This is a genomic window from Saccharopolyspora elongata, from assembly GCF_004348985.1.
GTDB classification, from domain to species: Bacteria; Actinomycetota; Actinomycetes; order Mycobacteriales; family Pseudonocardiaceae; genus Saccharopolyspora; species Saccharopolyspora elongata.
In genome coordinates this window covers 24,692-39,110 of sequence record NZ_SMKW01000002.1, presented here as the reverse complement: position 1 = coordinate 39,110, position 14,419 = coordinate 24,692, and the positions used below count along the sequence as shown (strand labels likewise).

At 72.9% G+C, this 14,419-nt stretch carries 13 protein-coding genes; 8 read left to right on the top strand and 5 right to left on the bottom strand.

Annotated elements, in window-relative coordinates:
• Positions 1–227 precede the first annotated feature (227 nt).
• Positions 228–1,202, top strand: a complete 975-nt coding sequence (locus E1288_RS01890) for a sporulation protein (RefSeq protein ID WP_132479707.1) — start codon at positions 228–230, stop codon at positions 1,200–1,202.
• A gap of 60 nt (positions 1,203–1,262) precedes the next feature.
• The gene (locus E1288_RS47835) at positions 1,263–1,619 is read left to right on the top strand and encodes a hypothetical protein (protein ID WP_207954126.1); all 357 of its coding nucleotides are present in this window, start codon (positions 1,263–1,265) and stop codon (positions 1,617–1,619) included.
• A 156-nt stretch (positions 1,620–1,775) separates the two neighbouring features.
• On the opposite strand, the gene E1288_RS01875 is transcribed toward E1288_RS47835, so the two are convergent.
• Complete coding sequence (locus E1288_RS01875; RefSeq protein WP_268951784.1) at positions 1,776–3,047, bottom strand: Nramp family divalent metal transporter; 1,272 nt, start codon at positions 3,045–3,047, stop codon at positions 1,776–1,778.
• 267 nt (positions 3,048–3,314) lie between these two features.
• Between E1288_RS01875 and E1288_RS01870 the strand changes: the two genes are divergently transcribed.
• A complete protein-coding gene (locus E1288_RS01870) occupies positions 3,315–4,205 on the top strand; it encodes an MIP/aquaporin family protein (protein WP_132479704.1) in 891 nt (296 codons plus the stop codon).
• Positions 4,206–4,628: 423 nt separating this feature from the next.
• Here E1288_RS01870 and E1288_RS01865 read toward each other — a convergent pair whose 3' ends face one another.
• From E1288_RS01865 to E1288_RS01855, 3 genes are read right to left on the bottom strand one after another with little or no spacing between them, the layout of a single operon-like run.
• Positions 4,629–6,071, bottom strand: a complete 1,443-nt coding sequence (locus tag E1288_RS01865; RefSeq protein ID WP_132479701.1) for an aromatic amino acid ammonia-lyase — start codon at positions 6,069–6,071, stop codon at positions 4,629–4,631.
• Between the two features lie 32 nt (positions 6,072–6,103).
• The gene (locus tag E1288_RS01860) at positions 6,104–6,676 is read right to left on the bottom strand and encodes a cysteine dioxygenase (protein WP_132479698.1); all 573 of its coding nucleotides are present in this window, start codon (positions 6,674–6,676) and stop codon (positions 6,104–6,106) included.
• Positions 6,673–7,569 carry an amidohydrolase family protein gene (locus E1288_RS01855; RefSeq protein ID WP_235883273.1) on the bottom strand — a complete coding sequence of 299 codons (897 nt, stop codon included), beginning with the start codon at positions 7,567–7,569 and terminating at the stop codon, positions 6,673–6,675. The genes E1288_RS01860 and E1288_RS01855 overlap by 4 nt, the downstream gene beginning before the upstream one ends.
• 107 nt (positions 7,570–7,676) lie before the next feature.
• Here E1288_RS01855 and E1288_RS01850 point away from each other — a divergent pair, with 107 nt between their 5' ends.
• Positions 7,677–8,681 (top strand): LacI family DNA-binding transcriptional regulator, encoded by a 1,005-nt coding sequence (locus tag E1288_RS01850; protein WP_132479695.1) that lies wholly within the window; start codon positions 7,677–7,679, stop codon positions 8,679–8,681.
• Between the two features lie 123 nt (positions 8,682–8,804).
• On the opposite strand, the gene E1288_RS01845 is transcribed toward E1288_RS01850, so the two are convergent.
• Entirely contained in the window at positions 8,805–9,146 is a 342-nt protein-coding gene (locus tag E1288_RS01845; protein WP_132479692.1) for an MmcQ/YjbR family DNA-binding protein, read from the bottom strand.
• Between the two features lie 108 nt (positions 9,147–9,254).
• Here E1288_RS01845 and E1288_RS01840 point away from each other — a divergent pair, with 108 nt between their 5' ends.
• From E1288_RS01840 to E1288_RS01825, 4 genes are all read left to right on the top strand, one after another.
• Positions 9,255–11,780, top strand: a complete 2,526-nt coding sequence (locus E1288_RS01840) for a helix-turn-helix transcriptional regulator (protein ID WP_132479689.1) — start codon at positions 9,255–9,257, stop codon at positions 11,778–11,780.
• Between the two features lie 304 nt (positions 11,781–12,084).
• Positions 12,085–13,203: a hypothetical protein gene (locus E1288_RS01835; RefSeq protein WP_132479686.1), complete on the top strand. Its 1,119-nt coding sequence runs from the start codon at positions 12,085–12,087 to the stop codon at positions 13,201–13,203.
• Positions 13,204–13,223: 20 nt separating this feature from the next.
• The gene (locus E1288_RS01830) at positions 13,224–13,571 is read left to right on the top strand and encodes a hypothetical protein (protein ID WP_132479683.1); all 348 of its coding nucleotides are present in this window, start codon (positions 13,224–13,226) and stop codon (positions 13,569–13,571) included.
• Positions 13,568–14,401 (top strand): ESX secretion-associated protein EspG, encoded by an 834-nt coding sequence (locus E1288_RS01825; RefSeq protein ID WP_132479680.1) that lies wholly within the window; start codon positions 13,568–13,570, stop codon positions 14,399–14,401. The genes E1288_RS01830 and E1288_RS01825 overlap by 4 nt, the downstream gene beginning before the upstream one ends.
• The last annotated feature ends 18 nt before the right edge of the window (positions 14,402–14,419 follow it).

Here is a 14,419-nt window from a genome sequence, read left to right as displayed (position 1 = left end):
CGTCCGTTCAGGACCGCCCGGAGAAGTCGAGCCCGACGCGCTTCCGCGCCGTGCAGCCGAAAGTCGTCCGGCGCTCCTCCCGCAGGTGGCCATCCTTTCCCCGCACGGCACCGCGGCTCACAGCCTCTCCGGACCGCGTCTCCGATCCGGCAGGAGGAGCCGCAACCCGTTCGACCACACGCACCGCAACTGAATCGACAGCGAAAAGAAGAGGAAGGGCCAGCAGAATGGTCTTCAAGAAGCTCCTGGGCGCGCTCGGCGTCGGCGGCCCGTCGGTGGACACCGTGCTGCACCACCAGCACGTCCGCCCGGGCGAGAACCTCGCCGGGGAAGTCCGCATCACCGGCGGGAACCAGGACGTCACCGTCGAGAACGTCGCGCTCGGCCTCGTCACGCGCGTCGAAACCGAGCACGGCGGCCACGACGGGCATGCCGGCGTGGAGTTCCACCGCGCCGTGGTGGCCGGCCGGTTCGAACTGCGCGAGGGCGAGAACAAGACCATCCCGTTCCAGCTCCCCGTGCCGTGGGAAACGCCGATCACCAGCGTCTACGGGCAGCACCTGCACGGCATGACGCTCGGCGTGCGCACCGAGCTGGCCATCGCCAAGGTCGCCGACAAGGGCGACCTCGACCCGGTGTCGGTGGAGCCCCTGCCCGCGCAGGAGAAGGTGCTGGAGGCGTTCTCCCAGCTCGGTTTCCACTTCAAGAGCGCCGACCTGGAGCACGGCCGGTTGCACGGCGTCCGCCAGGAACTGCCGTTCTTCCAGGAGATCGAGTTCTACCCGCCACAGCAGTTCGCCGGGCGGATCAACGAGGTCGAGCTGACCTTCGTCGCCGGCCCGCACGGGCTGGACGTGGTGCTGGAGGCCGACAAGCGCGGCGGGTTCTTCACCCCGAGCCAGGACGCCTTCGGCCGCTTCCAGGCCTCCCACGAGGAAGCCCTCGGCACCGACTGGGCCGGGCGGATCCACGGCTGGCTGGAGCAGGTCGCCGAACGCCGCGGCGCGGGCCACCCGATGGCCGGTCACGACCACCACGGCTACGAGCACCACGGCTACCACGACGAGCACCACCGGCGCGGATCCGGGATGGGCGGCATGGTCGCGGGTGCCGCGCTGGGCGCCGGCGCCGGGATCCTCGGCGGCATGGTCGTGGGCGAGGTGCTGGAAGAGGTCTTCGAGGGCGACGAAGAGGAGTTCTGATCCTCCGGTGGGCGCCGGGAATCCGTTCCCGGCGCACACCTCGCCGTCGCCGTGTCCGCGATGGAATCCCAGGTGGGCCGCGATCGCGAGGACGACGGCGAAACGGTCCGCGAGTTGCTCACCGAGATTCGCGAACTCCGGGCTGAAGTCCGGGAACTCCGCGCCGCGCCGGCCGAATCCTCACGTCTGCTAGGCCTCGCCCCGCAGGACGAGATGACCGCCGATGCCGAGGACTCCGCTGCGAAACCCCTGGCCATCCCGACCTCCTCGGGCGAGCAGTCGACGAGCACCTTGATCTCGGCGTCCCGCTTGGCCAGGTCCGCGGTGAGCAGGACGCCCACCACTCCCGCGCCCGCCGCCGAGCCGACGAAGACGTCGATGCCTTCGCCGTCACCGCCGGTGGTTCCCGCTAGGTAGCCGTAGTCCAGCGGGTAGACCACATCTGGGATGCGCGGGTGCGCTCGTCCCCGCGGCCGGTCGACGATCTCGCCGTGCCGCACGAGATCGGCCAGCGCGGCGAAGAATCCCGCTGATCCGGGATGCACTTCGTCCGGCGCGTCGGTTCTCATGGGCTCAGCCCAGGAACTGGTCGTAGAGGAGGTAGGCGTTCAGGCCGATGATCAGCGTCGTGATCGCCGTCATCACCGCCGTCAGCCAGCGCGGGTTCGCGAAGTCGCCCATGACCGAGCGGTCCCTGGTCACCAGCAGCAGCGGGATCAGCGCGAACGGGATGCCGAAGCTCAGCACGACCTGGCTGAAGTTCAGGACGTCGGTGGGGTTCATGCCGAGCACGATCACCACGAGCGCGGGCGTCATCGTGATCAACCGGCGCAGCAGCAGCGGAATCCGGAAGTTGATGAACCCGGCCATCACGACCTGCCCGGCGAAGGTGCCGACGCTGGAGGACGAGATCCCGGACGCGAGCAGGGCGACCGCGAACACCAGGGCGGCGGTGCCACCGGCGAAGGTGGCGAGACCCGCGTGTGCGTCCTCGATGCTGCTGACCCCGGTGTTGCCGCTGGCGTGGAACAACTTCGCGGCCATGACCAGCATCGACAGGTTGATCAACCCGGCGAGGCCGAGCGCGATGACCACGTCCCAGCGCTCGAAGCGCAGCACCTTCCGGCGGTCGTCGTCGGTCGAGACGGCCACCCGGCGGCTGGTGAGCGCCGAGTGGAGGTAGACCACGTGCGGCATCACGGTGGCGCCGACGATCCCCACCGCGAGGTAGGCGCTGCCGGCCGGCAGCGTCGGCACCAGCCCGGCGATGGCCTGGGCGGGCTCCACGCCGATGCGCAGCAGCTGGTAGGCGAAGCCGGCGATGATCAGCAGCAGCAGCCCGGCGATCGCCCGCTCGAAGGGCCGGTAGCCGCGCGCCTGCAGGCCCAGCAGCGCGAACGCGACGACCGCGGTGATCAGCGCCGCCGGCACCATCGGGATGCCGAACAGCAGGTACAGGCCGAGGGCGGCGCCGACGAACTCGGCGAGGTCGGTCGACATGGCGACGATCTCCGCCTGCAGCCACAGACCCCACCGCACCGGCCGGGAGTGCCGCTCCCGGCACACCTCGGGCAGCGTCTTGCCGGTGACCACGCCGATCTTCGCGGACAGGAACTGCACCGGCATCGCCATCAGGTTCGCCAGCACCACGACCCACACCAGCGCGTAGCCGAACTCCGCGCCGGCGCCGATGTTGGTCGAGAAGTTGCCGGGATCGACGTAGGCGATGGCCGCGATGAAGGCGGGCCCCAGCATCGCGAGCGCGCCCCGCATCCGCCCCCGCCCGAGCACCTGCCCCAGGTCCTCCCGGGAATCGCGTCCCGCCTCGGCCTCGGTCACGCCCATCGGTCCCCCTGTGCCGCTGCCTGCGCGCCGATGACGGCCTCCTGCCGGTACGCGCGCGGCGCCCCGGTGGGCCCGCGCGAACAACGATTCGTTTTCCCGTCCACGAGGTTACGGTATGCCGAAAAATTCTCTTCGCAAGCCCCCACTCGGCCGCTCGCGCCCGGCGCATCCGGGGCAGGAGCCCTACACTCCGGGGTACCGATTCCGCCGCGCTAGAACGGCCGAATCGCTTGATGGGGGCAAATCGACTCGGGTCTGGAGCCACCGATGGCCGAGGAGAACCAACGCCGCCGCGGCTACCGAGCAGGACTCGGTGGCGAGCTGCTGGCGGAATTCCTGGGAACCTTCGTCCTGATCCTGCTGGGGTGCGCGTCGGTCGCGGTGGCCGTCGCCGGACTGCCCGGCTCGGGGCGGCAAACCGACGCCTTCGGGCCGGCGAACTGGCTGATCATCGCGTGGGGCTGGGGACTCGCCGTGGTGTTCGGCATCTACGTCGCCGGCGGCGTCAGCGGCGCGCACATCAACCCGGCGGTGACGCTGGCCTTCGCGGTGCGGCGGGCCTTCCCGTGGGTGAAGGTCGTGCCCTACATCGTCGCCCAGGTCGTGGGCGCGTTCCTCGCCGCGGGGCTGGTATACGCGACGTACAGCTGGGCGATCGACGCGTTCAACGCCAAGGCCGGTCTCGCCCGCCCCCAGTCCCTGGACACCTTCGCGATCTTCGCCACCTTCCCGGCCGAGTACTTCGGCGCGTCGTGGTGGGGACCGCTGCTGGACCAGATCGTCGGCACCGCGATCCTGGTGCTGCTCATCTTCGCGCTCACCGACACGCGCAACACCGCGCCGGCGGCCAACCTCGGGCCGTTCCTGATCGGCCTGGTCGTCACGGTGATCGGCTTGACCTTCGGACCCAACGCCGGCTACGCGATCAACCCGGCGCGCGACTTCGGCCCCCGCCTGTGGACGTTCATCGCCGGCTGGGGCGATATCGCCCTGCCGGGGACCTACGAGTGGTTCAGCTGGTACTTCTGGATCCCCATAGTCGGGCCGCTGGTCGGCGCCGTCATCGGCGCCGTCGTCTACGACCTGTTCATCGGCCAGGTCGTCAAGGCCCGCACAGCACCGCCGGAAACCGGTCGAGTGAGCAAGGACGCGGGCTGAGGCCGCCCGGTTAATCCGACCCGGTAGCGGTGCCGTCCGCCGGATTACGACCGGAACCGGCCCGGGTACACCCATTTCGAACATCGGGATGGGTGGCGGTGGAGATGACGCAGCAATACCTCGTCGGCGAACTGTCCGTTCGGTTGGCCCAACTCCAGGAGGCGGCCGATCGGCCGGCCGCGGACCTGTTCGCGAGCCTGCGCCGGGACGTGGAGACCGCGCCGCCGCACGCACTGGGCCCGGCGGTGGAGCGTGCGATCCGGCTGGCCGACGAGTTCTGCCGGGACTCACGGTGCGCAGAGGCGACGTCACCGCGTTCGACGGCCTGGCCGCGTGGTCGGCGGAGCTGCGCGAGTTCGCCGCCTGCGCGGGCCTGCTCGATCGAGAGGCCAGCGGTTGAGCCCCGACGCGTCCACTCCGTGGTCAATCCCGCCGCACCAGCCGCGGGATCTCGTCGACGACCCCCGCCGCGGCCGCGACGTCGCCGGACAGCGGGCGCTCCCGGGTATCCGGATCCAGCGCGTCGCACGCCCGCTGGTAAACCGCGCGGAGCGGTCGCCCCGGACTGATGCCGCGCAGCCGGGTCGCGCGGACCGCGGCCACGAGTTCGCAGGCCAGGGCCAGCCGGTACGCATCCGCGGCGCGCCGAGTCTGCCGAACCGCCTGCGGGGCGAAGCTCGCGTGTTCTTCGGCGCCCCTGGACAGCACGATGTGGCCGAGCGTCGCCGGGAACGCCGCGGCGCGCAGTTCGGCGAGCGCGGAGCCCGCGCCGTATTCGAGCGCCATGATCCCCGAGCTGCCCGGCGGTCCCGCCGCCAGGAACGGGCGCAGCCCGGTCATCCCGGGTTCGGTGAGCATCGCCAGCCTCGCGGCCGACAGCTGGGCCGTGGAGAACATCGCCAGCCGCAACCGGTCCAGCGCAAGGGTCAGCTGGGCGGCGTGGAATCCGCCGTGGTGGCGGGCCGCCGCCGGTTCGCCGGTCGTGAGCAGCGGGTTCTCCGCGGCCGCGTTGAGCTCCACCGCCACGACCGCGTCGGCGTCGGCCACGGCCTCCACCGCCGGGCCGTGCACCTGCGGGAAGCACCGCAGCCCGAACGGATCCTGGATCCGGCGGCCCGGACCCACCTGGCCGCCGAGCAGCGCCAGCACCTCGGCCGCGACCCGGGACGCGCCGGCGTGCGGGCGGCCCGCGTGCACCTCGGGCGCGAGCGGCTCGGTCGAGCCGTCGACGGCGAGCGCGGTCAGCGCCGCGATCGCGGCGGTCGCCGACACCAGGCCCCGCACCGCGGCCACCGCCAGCGCCGCCTGGCCGATGGTCAGGGCGTTGCTGCTGATCAACGCCAGCGCCTCGCCCTCGGCCAGGGCGACCGGGGCCGGTCCGCGACCGATCCAGCGCGCCTCGCCCGCGAGGGCGAGCCCGAGTTCGGCCAACGGCCCGAGATCGCCGGTCCCGACCGAACCGTGCTCGTGCACCTCCGGGTACGCCCCGGCGTTGAGCGCCGTGGCCATCGCCTCGGCGAGCCCGGGCCGCACGCCGGTGCCGCCGCGCAGCACCTGGTTCAGCCGGACGGCCAGCATCGCCCGCACGTCCCGCTCCGGCAGCAGGTTCCCGATCCCGCTGGCATGGCTGCGCAGCAGCCGCATCCCGTGCGCGACTCCACCGGGCACCGCCTCGGAGCGGTTGGCGCCCACGCCCGTGGTGCGCCCGTAGACCGGCCCGGTGAGCACCGCTGCCGCGCCGAGCTTGGCCAGCGCGGCGGGCGCGACGCAGACCGCCACCCGGTCGTCGGCGATCCGCACGACATCCACAATGGACATATCAGCGCCGCCGAGGAGCACTGGGGCTCCGGCGCGCACCGCGGTCATGGCCCCTTCCCTCCCCGCGAACCCGTGCCGGGTCAGACGGGCGCGGTGTCGTCGATGGGACGCAGTTCCTCCGCGTAGGACACGGAAACGCGCCGGATCACGCCGTCGGCCACCGAGTACTGACCCATCCGCCACAGCGGCGGCGAGTAGGCGTGGATCGAGACGCTGCGCGGCTCCTGGCCGGTGAGCCGGTGGATGTGGTCCGGCCCGCCGCCGTACGCGAAGCCCGCGGCGACCTCGGTGGCCGCGCTCGGCCCGGCGACGGCCAGGTTGTGCTCGACGAGCGTGCCGCGGGCCACCGCGACCGCGAACGCGGAGATGTCGTGGTCATGCCAGCCCGTGTCGTTCTCCGGCGTCCAGCACAGCACCCAGACGTCGACGTGCGCGTCCCGGTGCAGCGATGCGTAATGCCGCTTTTCGTCGCTGAACGCGACGTGGTGCCGCCACGCCTCCGGTCGGCGCGCGAGACCCGCGACCAGACCGAGCAGTTCGCCTTGGTCGAGGTAGCGCCCGGGCAGCGCTTCGAGGGTGAATCCGCCCGGCACGTCGCCGATCCGGCGCGCTCGCCTGGCGGGCAGGCCGGGCGCGGTGGGTTCGCCGATCACGGTGTTCCTCCTTCCAGCAGACGACGCGGGTTCGAGCAGCGGATGGCCCGGGCAGCGGCCTCCCCCAGCCCCGGATCGGCCGGTTCGGCGTAGGGCCGGTCGCTGCCGAGGACGACCGGGTCGATCCCCAGCACCCGAACCAGCGCATCCACCCCGCGCGGCCCGTACGACGAGGTCTCGACGAAGACGCCCGGATCGACGCGGTCGAACGCGCCTCCCCTGGCCGCCAGCCGTTCGTGGTGCACCGGCGCCAGCCCGGCCCCGGCGGCGAAGCAGATCCGCAGCCGCGGGAGCAGTGCGCGGCCCGCGACGTGCCAGGACCACCACGCCGCCTGCAGCTGTGCCACGTAGTCGACGACCGGTGGCCACCAGCCGGGCACGCCGGCGGCCGGGCTCGTCGCGGCGCCGGGGTGCACGAACACCGGCCGGTCCGCCTGCTCGCACACCGCGAGCAGCGCGGCGATGCGTTCCACATCGGCCGGTTGCCGCATGGCGTCGGCCGGGATCTGCAGGCCGGCGCATCCCCTGCCGAGCGCCTCCCGCACCTGCTGCTCGTCGGGCTCCAGCACGTTGGCCGCCGCCCACACCCGGAACGGATCGGGCAGCGCCGCGGCGCCGCGATGCCAGGCGTCCAGCAGTGGTTCGGCCTCGTCCCGCGGCAGCCATTCGATGCCGAGCGGGCTGGACAGCGACACGAGCGCGACCGCCGTCCCCGCTTCGCGAGCAGCGCGCTCGGAGGGCTCGTGATCGGCCGGGTCCACCTCGAACGGCGGCTCGCCGGCCAAGTGCAGCGTCCAGCCGCGCAGCAGCGGTGGATCCGCGCGTGCGCGCAACGCGTCGACGAACTCCGCGGGCCACAGGTGCTGGTGCACGTCGATCACCGGATCGGACACGGACACACCCTTGTGAAGCGCTTCAGTGAACGGTTTCAGTGAACCGCCTCAGCGCTCGCGCGGTCAAGGGCCGAACGTGCGCATCCGCCGCGCGCTAGGCTTTCCAGGTGCAACGCCGCAAGCGCCCCACGATCAAGGACATCGCGGCGGAGACGGGGCTCTCCCCGGCCGCCGTGTCCTACGCGCTCCGCGGCCTGCAAGTTCCCCCGGAAACCCAGCAGCGCGTGCGGGAAGTCGCCGACCGCCTCGGCTACGAGGCCGACCCGGTCGCCCGCGCGCTGGCCAGCGGCCGCACCGGCATGGTGGGCGTGCTGTGCAGTTCGCTGGACGACCTGTGGCAGCAGAACTTCGCCACCACGCTCGGCAGGCGCTTCCTCGCCGCCGACCGCAACACGCTGTTCATGGACTCCGCCGCCGATCCCGCGCGCGAGGCCCTGCTCGCCAAGAACCTACTCGACCAGCGGGTCGACGCGCTCGTCACGATCCCCGTCGATCCGAATTCCCGGCACTGGCCGGACGCCGCCGAGCGGACCATGCTCGTCGCGATCGGCGACCCGCTGCCCGGGGCGGCGACCGCCGCCGAGGTGGTGTTCGACAACGGCCTGGGCGTCACCGACGCGCTGAAAACGCTCAGCTCCGCCGGGCACGACGAGATCCTGGTGCTGACGCCGGGGCCGCGGCTGCTGCGCCAGCGTCCCGCGGAGAAGGTCGTCCGCGAGGTCGCGCAGGAGCTGCGGATGAGCCTGCGCGTCGTGGCCTGCCCGAACGACCTGACCGGCGCCGCCGAGGTCGCGCGGACCGCGCTCGCCGAAAAGCCCCGGCCCACGGCCGCGTTCTGCCTCACCGACTCGATGGCCTACGGCGTCTACGAGGCCGCGCGCGATCTCGGCCTGGCCATTCCCGCCGATCTCTCGGTCCTCGGCTACGACGACCACCCGGTGTCGCGCCTGCTGACGCCCGCTCTTTCCACCTACCGCTGGGACGTGCGAACCGTCGTCGACGCGGTCGTCGAGCGCGTGCTCAAGGCGGTCGACAAGAACCGGCGGAGCCGTCGCAAGCTCATCGCCCCGGAGCCGAAGCACCGCGACTCGGTGGCCGAACCGCGCGGCTGAACCCGGGCGTCCATCTCCGGTATCCATCCACAGTGGCCCGTCCGCGACGCACCGGAGGTTCCCAATTTTAGGCAAAATTGGGCACGCACCGAACCGGGCTTCGCCGCTCGGCGCCGGCTCGGGTCACGGGAGCGGGTGCTCCTCGACGAGGGCCTCCGGGGCCGAGAGCCGCCACGCCTCGTACACCAGCTCGGCGAGCTCGTCGGCGTCTATCTTGGCCAGGTGCACGACGACCCAGCCGTAGCCGCCCGCCGTGAACTGCACCTCGAACACCTCCGGCCGCTCGGCCACCAGCGCGACCTGCTCGGACAGCGTCTGCTTCAGCCCGACCGTCTCGGTGCGCGGCCAGTAGTAGCCGAACCCCTTGCCGCGCACGCTGAACGACGTGTAGTTGCTCGAGTCGGCCTGCTCGACCTCGGCGAGCTCGTCGACCATCCGCAGGAACTGACCGCTCGGGACACCCATGTGGAGCATTCTCCCGCAAGCCCCTGACAGGAACCGGCCACCTGGGGTTTTCTGGGCGGATTCGCCTCTGGTCGTGATCATCCGCTTGTAGGATCCCCGCTGATTGCGATGGTGAACTTATTCGGACGAGACGAGGCGCAGCGCCTGCTCGCTGACGCCACAGCGGCAGCACGTGCCGGGCGCGGCGGGTTCGTCGTGCTGCGTGCCGATCCTGGTCTCGGCGTGACCGCCCTGCTGGACGCGCACCTCTCGGCGGCGCGCGAACTGGGCATGCGGACCCATCGGATTCCCGTGCTGCCGCAGAGCGGAACCACCGCGTTGTCGGCCGGTGCACCGAACTGGACCGAGCCCGCCACGATCGTCATCGACGATCTGCACCGGGCGGACGACGCGACGCTGCTCGCGCTGCACGAACTCGCCGAAGGACTGCCCGACCGGCCGCTGCTTGTCGTCGCCGGACGGCATCGCGGCGTCGAGCCCGCCCGGTTCGCGGGGCTCGACCGGCTCGGGACCGCGCACGACCTCGAACCGCTGGACGACTGCGCGGTCCGCACCGTCCTCACCGAAGCCTCCGGTGGCGAACCGCCGGAATCGCTGCTGCGGCTGGCCGACGGCGCAGGTGGCAACCCGTGGCTGCTGGCGCGCCTCGCCGAGGACGACCGCGCCGCGGCGGTGACGGCTTGGGCGACCGGGCTGGCGGGCGACGACGCCGCCCTGCTGCGCTTCGCCGCGATCCTGGCCGAGCCCGCGTCGGTGGACGAGCTGGCCGCCGTCGCCGGAACGACACCGGTGGACGCGCTGGCCCGGATCGAGCGGCTGGCCGGGATCGGGTTGCTGGCGGAAGAAAGCGGTCTCGTCCGGTTCCGGCATCCGGTGGTGCGCCAGGACCTGGCCGCGACCTCGGCGGGTTTGCGCGGCTCCGCGGCCCGCGCGCTCGCGGCCCGCAACGCCGTGCCCCGGGCGGTCGCCGAGCAGCTCGCGCACACTCCCGTGGACGCGTGGACCGTCGACTGGCTCGCCGACCACGCCGATCGGCTCGCCGCCCGGCCTACGCCCGCGGTGGTGGACCTGTTCCACCGGGCCGTTTCCGGGCTGCCGCCCGGCGATCCGCGCCTGCACCCGCTGCGCGCCGCGCTGGCCGAGGCGCTGATGTGGTCGGGCCGGACCGACGAGTCGCAGCGCATCGCCACCGCCAGCCTGGCCGCGCATCCGGACACGCCGACCCGGCACCGGCTGCGGGCCGTGCTCGCCCTGATCTGCTTCCGGGAGATGGATCCCGCCGCCGCCATCGCGGCGCTGGACCCGGAACGCGTCGATGGCAAGCTGTCCGGGCGGCTCGCCGCGATCGACGCCGCCGCCTGCCTCGCGGCCGGCGATCTGACGGGGACGGAGCGCGCCGTCGAGCTCGCGACGCCGGCCGCCGCGCACGACCCGCTCGTCGAAGTGTTCCTGCTCAACGTCGAGGCGACGGGACTGTTCGTCTTCCGCGACCTCGACGGGGCGTTGGAGCGGCTGGACCGCGCCGACGCGCTGCTGGAGATCGCCGTCGACGACCGCGGGCTGTGGCTGATGTCGCGCCTCCTGCGCGCGGTGGTCCAGGACCTGCGCCACGACAAGGCCGCGCTGGAGACCATCGAGCAGGCGCGCCCGATCGCCCGTGAGATCGGCGCGGGCCTGCTGGTCTGGCTGCACACCATCGCCGCGTTGGCCTCGTTCAACAACGGGCTCTGGGACCGGGCGCTCGACGAGATCGGCGCCCCCATGGCGCTGCCCGACCAGCACGGGCTGGCCGGCCCGCTGCACGGGGTGGCCTCCATGATCATGCTGCACCGCGGCGACCTGCCCGCCGCACGCGTCCACGCCGAGCTCGCCGAGCGGTCCCCCGGCCGCGGCGTTGCCGTGTTCTACGAGCAGATCGCCGTTCTGGCCAGCGCGCACGTCGCCGACGCCGAGGGCAACTCGCAACGGGCGCTGGAGATCGTGCACACGCTCGCCGCCGGCGACGTCGGCGTGCACCACGCGCACGCGGTCGCCACGGTCGGCGCCCGGCTCGTGCGCATCGCGGTCACCGGCGGCGACCGCGACCTGGCCAACCGGCTCGTCGCGCAGATGCGGGACCTGAGCACCGGCGAATCGGCCGGCGAGCGCGGCGCGCTGATGTACTGCCAGGGGCTGGTCGACAGCGACGTCGACGTCCTGCTGGCCGCGGCCCAGGAGTTCACCGACACCGGCTCGCCGATCCTCGCCGCGCGGGCTGCGGAGGACGCGGCGAAGGTCCTGGCCGCGTCCGGCAGATCCGCGGACGCCCGGGCCGCCTACCAGACCGCGATCGACCGGTACACCGCGCTGACCGCCGCCGGCGACATCGACCGGGCGGACGCCGCGCTGCGCGCGTTCGGCCTGCGGCGCGGCGCGACCGGCTCCCGGCGCAGGCCGAAGCACGGCTGGGAGAGCCTCACCGCCGCCGAGCACCGCGTCGCGGAACTCGTGGCGCAAGGCCTGACCAACCGGGAGGCCGCCGAACGGCTGATCGTGTCGGTGCGAACGGTCGATTCGCACGTGTCGCGGGTGCTCGCCAAGCTCGGCTACTCGTCGCGGATCGAGATCGCGCTCGGATTCGGGGAGCGCGAATGACGCCCGCTACCTACCCGGCTCCCGGAACATCAGCAATGTTGCGGATGATTCCGCTGCGCCGTTCTGGTGATCTTTGTGCGGTGCCCGCAGAGGGGAAGCGGGCCCGGCACGAAGGTGGACATCCCGCATGGATCTCGTGCGCAGACCAGCGCCGATCGGCGGCCCCGTCGCGCCCGCCGTGAGCGCACCACCGCTGCGCGACGACGGCGGCAGCCGTCTCCAGCGACTGTGAACTCAGCAATATCACCGTGATCGGTGGTCCGCCGCCGGGTCGGCGGACCGATTGGAAGGCAGAACACCGGACATGATCAACGACTCGGAGACGGCGAACGTCGTTGAGATGGCGTCCGCCGGCGTCCAAGACCTGGCGAACGCCGCCACCTCCGTGCTGGACCAGGCCGGGCCCGCCGGCGCGCTGGCGCAACCCGTGGTGAACGCCCTGCGCAACGTGTGGGAGGGGTACTTCGGTTCGCCGATCCCGCCCGAAGGCACGAACTGGAACTCCTACTCCCACGAGCAGCTCTACCAGATGCTGTGGGACAACGCCGACGTCGGGGACGTCAGCGCGGTCGCCACGGAGTGGGGGCGGCACAGCAGCGAGCTGACCGATCACGCGGAATCGATGCGCCAGCAGCGGACCGCCATGCAGACGAACTGGACCAGTTCGTCCGCCGACCTGGCGACGGAGCGGCTCGGCTCGATCGGCGAGCGGACCGACGACATCAGCACCCGCGCGGCCACGACCCAGCAGGCCACCCAGGACGCCGGCGACGCGCTTTCCGTCGCCCGCAACACGATGCCGCCGCCGCCCGGCGACCCGACCGGAGGCGCCGTGGCCAGCGCCGCGGCCGGTGCCGGGGCCGGCGCGGTCATCGGCGGCCTGATCGGCGCGGGTGCGGGCGGCGTCGGCGCGGGCCCGGGAGCACTGATGGGTGCCGCGATCGGCGCCGTGGCGGCCGGTGGCGGCAGCCTGTTCCTCGCCAACGTCGCGGCCGCCGAGAAGAAGGCCCAGGCGGTGCACGTGATGCAGCAGTACGAGACGAGCCTGCTCAACAGCAGCAAGACGATCGCCCCGGGCGGTTCGACGGAGGCCCTCGGCTTCGCGGCGCCGGCGTCGACCTCCGCGGCCGGATTCGGCGGCGCGGCCGGCGGGACCGGCGGCGGCACGCCCTGGGGGAAGCTGGTCGGCGCCGGGCCGCTGGAGGCGGGGCTGCGCGGCGGAGCCGCGGGCGGCGCGCTGCTGGCCGGGTCCGGCTCGATGGCCGGTGTCGCCGGGCGCGGCGGGGCCGGCGGCGGCATGGGGCCGGCCGGCGCGCGGCGCGGCGAGGAAGAGGAAGAACAGGTCCACCAGAACCGCATGCCCACCGTCGACCAGAAGCTCTTCGCCGACGACCGACCGGCCAGCGCCCCGGTCATCGGCTGACACGAACAGGAGTGAATCCCTTGACCTCCGAAGCGAACCCCGGGCCCGGCTACCAGGTCTCGCCGCAGGACCTGGCGGCCCAGGTCAAAACGCTCACCAACCTCGGCGAGCAGACCAACGGCCTGGTGACGTCCGCGCGCCAGCTCGCCGAGCGGATGCCGATGCTCGGTACCGCGCCGCCGGCGATGCACCTGGCGATGCGGCTGCGCGAGGCGGCCGGCCAGTCCGGGCTCACCGGCGAGATCAGCGCGGCCGACACCGAGCTGAACGGCTTCCACGACGCGCTGCACCAGACCGTCACCCGCTACGTGAGTTCCGACGACCACACCGCGCAGGTGCTGCGCAGGACGGGCGGTGCCGCGGAATGACGACCGCGACCACGCGCACCGCCCGGCGCGGGGCCACCGACGGAACCATCCACTTCGGACAGATCGAGCTCGATCTGCTCGCCTCGCACGTCGGCGTGCACTTTCCCTTCCCGCTGCGCGTGCCGGCGTTCGGGCGGATCGAGGGCGAGCGGGAGGTGCTGCTGGCCACTGCGGGCCAGACCCTCCAGGCACGCGGGCTCGCCGACGAGGACGGGCCCGCCGGCGCCGCGGCCGAGCTGGTCACGGCGCTGCGCGAGTACCGGGGCACGGTCGATCTCGTGCTGTTCGACGGCGACGGCGCGACCGCCGTCGTGGCGATGGTCTACCGGTCGTGGGCACTGATCTGCGAGCAGCCGCTGGACGGCGACCCGGCCAGCCCGGTGCGGATCAGGCGGGTCCTGGCGAACGCGCTGGGCGACGCGCTGCGGCCGATGGTGCCCGACCTGGGCCCGGCCCGGGCGATGCCGATCTCGTTGCCCGAGCGCGCGATCGGCAGCGCGGCGGAGCTGATCCGCGACGCGGCGGACGATGAGGCGAAGGAACGCCTCCTGCGGGAGCTCGTCCGCGACTGCGGCGGCGACCCCGACGTGCTCGACCAGCTCACCGGGCTGCTGCCGACCCTGACCGGCCGGGGCCAGCTCGGCGCGACGCGGCGCGACGGCGCCGAGAACGTCCGGGCCGGCACCGAACTGTCCTGGTTGGACGGTCCGCGCGGCCGGCTGCGGGTCAACCCGGCCCGCAACGGCTGGGTGAGCATCAACCCGTTGCGCAGCGAGGACCTGCGCTTCGCGCTCGACGAGCTGGCCGGGATCGCCCGCCGGCCGCGGTGAGCGCAGGCAACTTCCAGG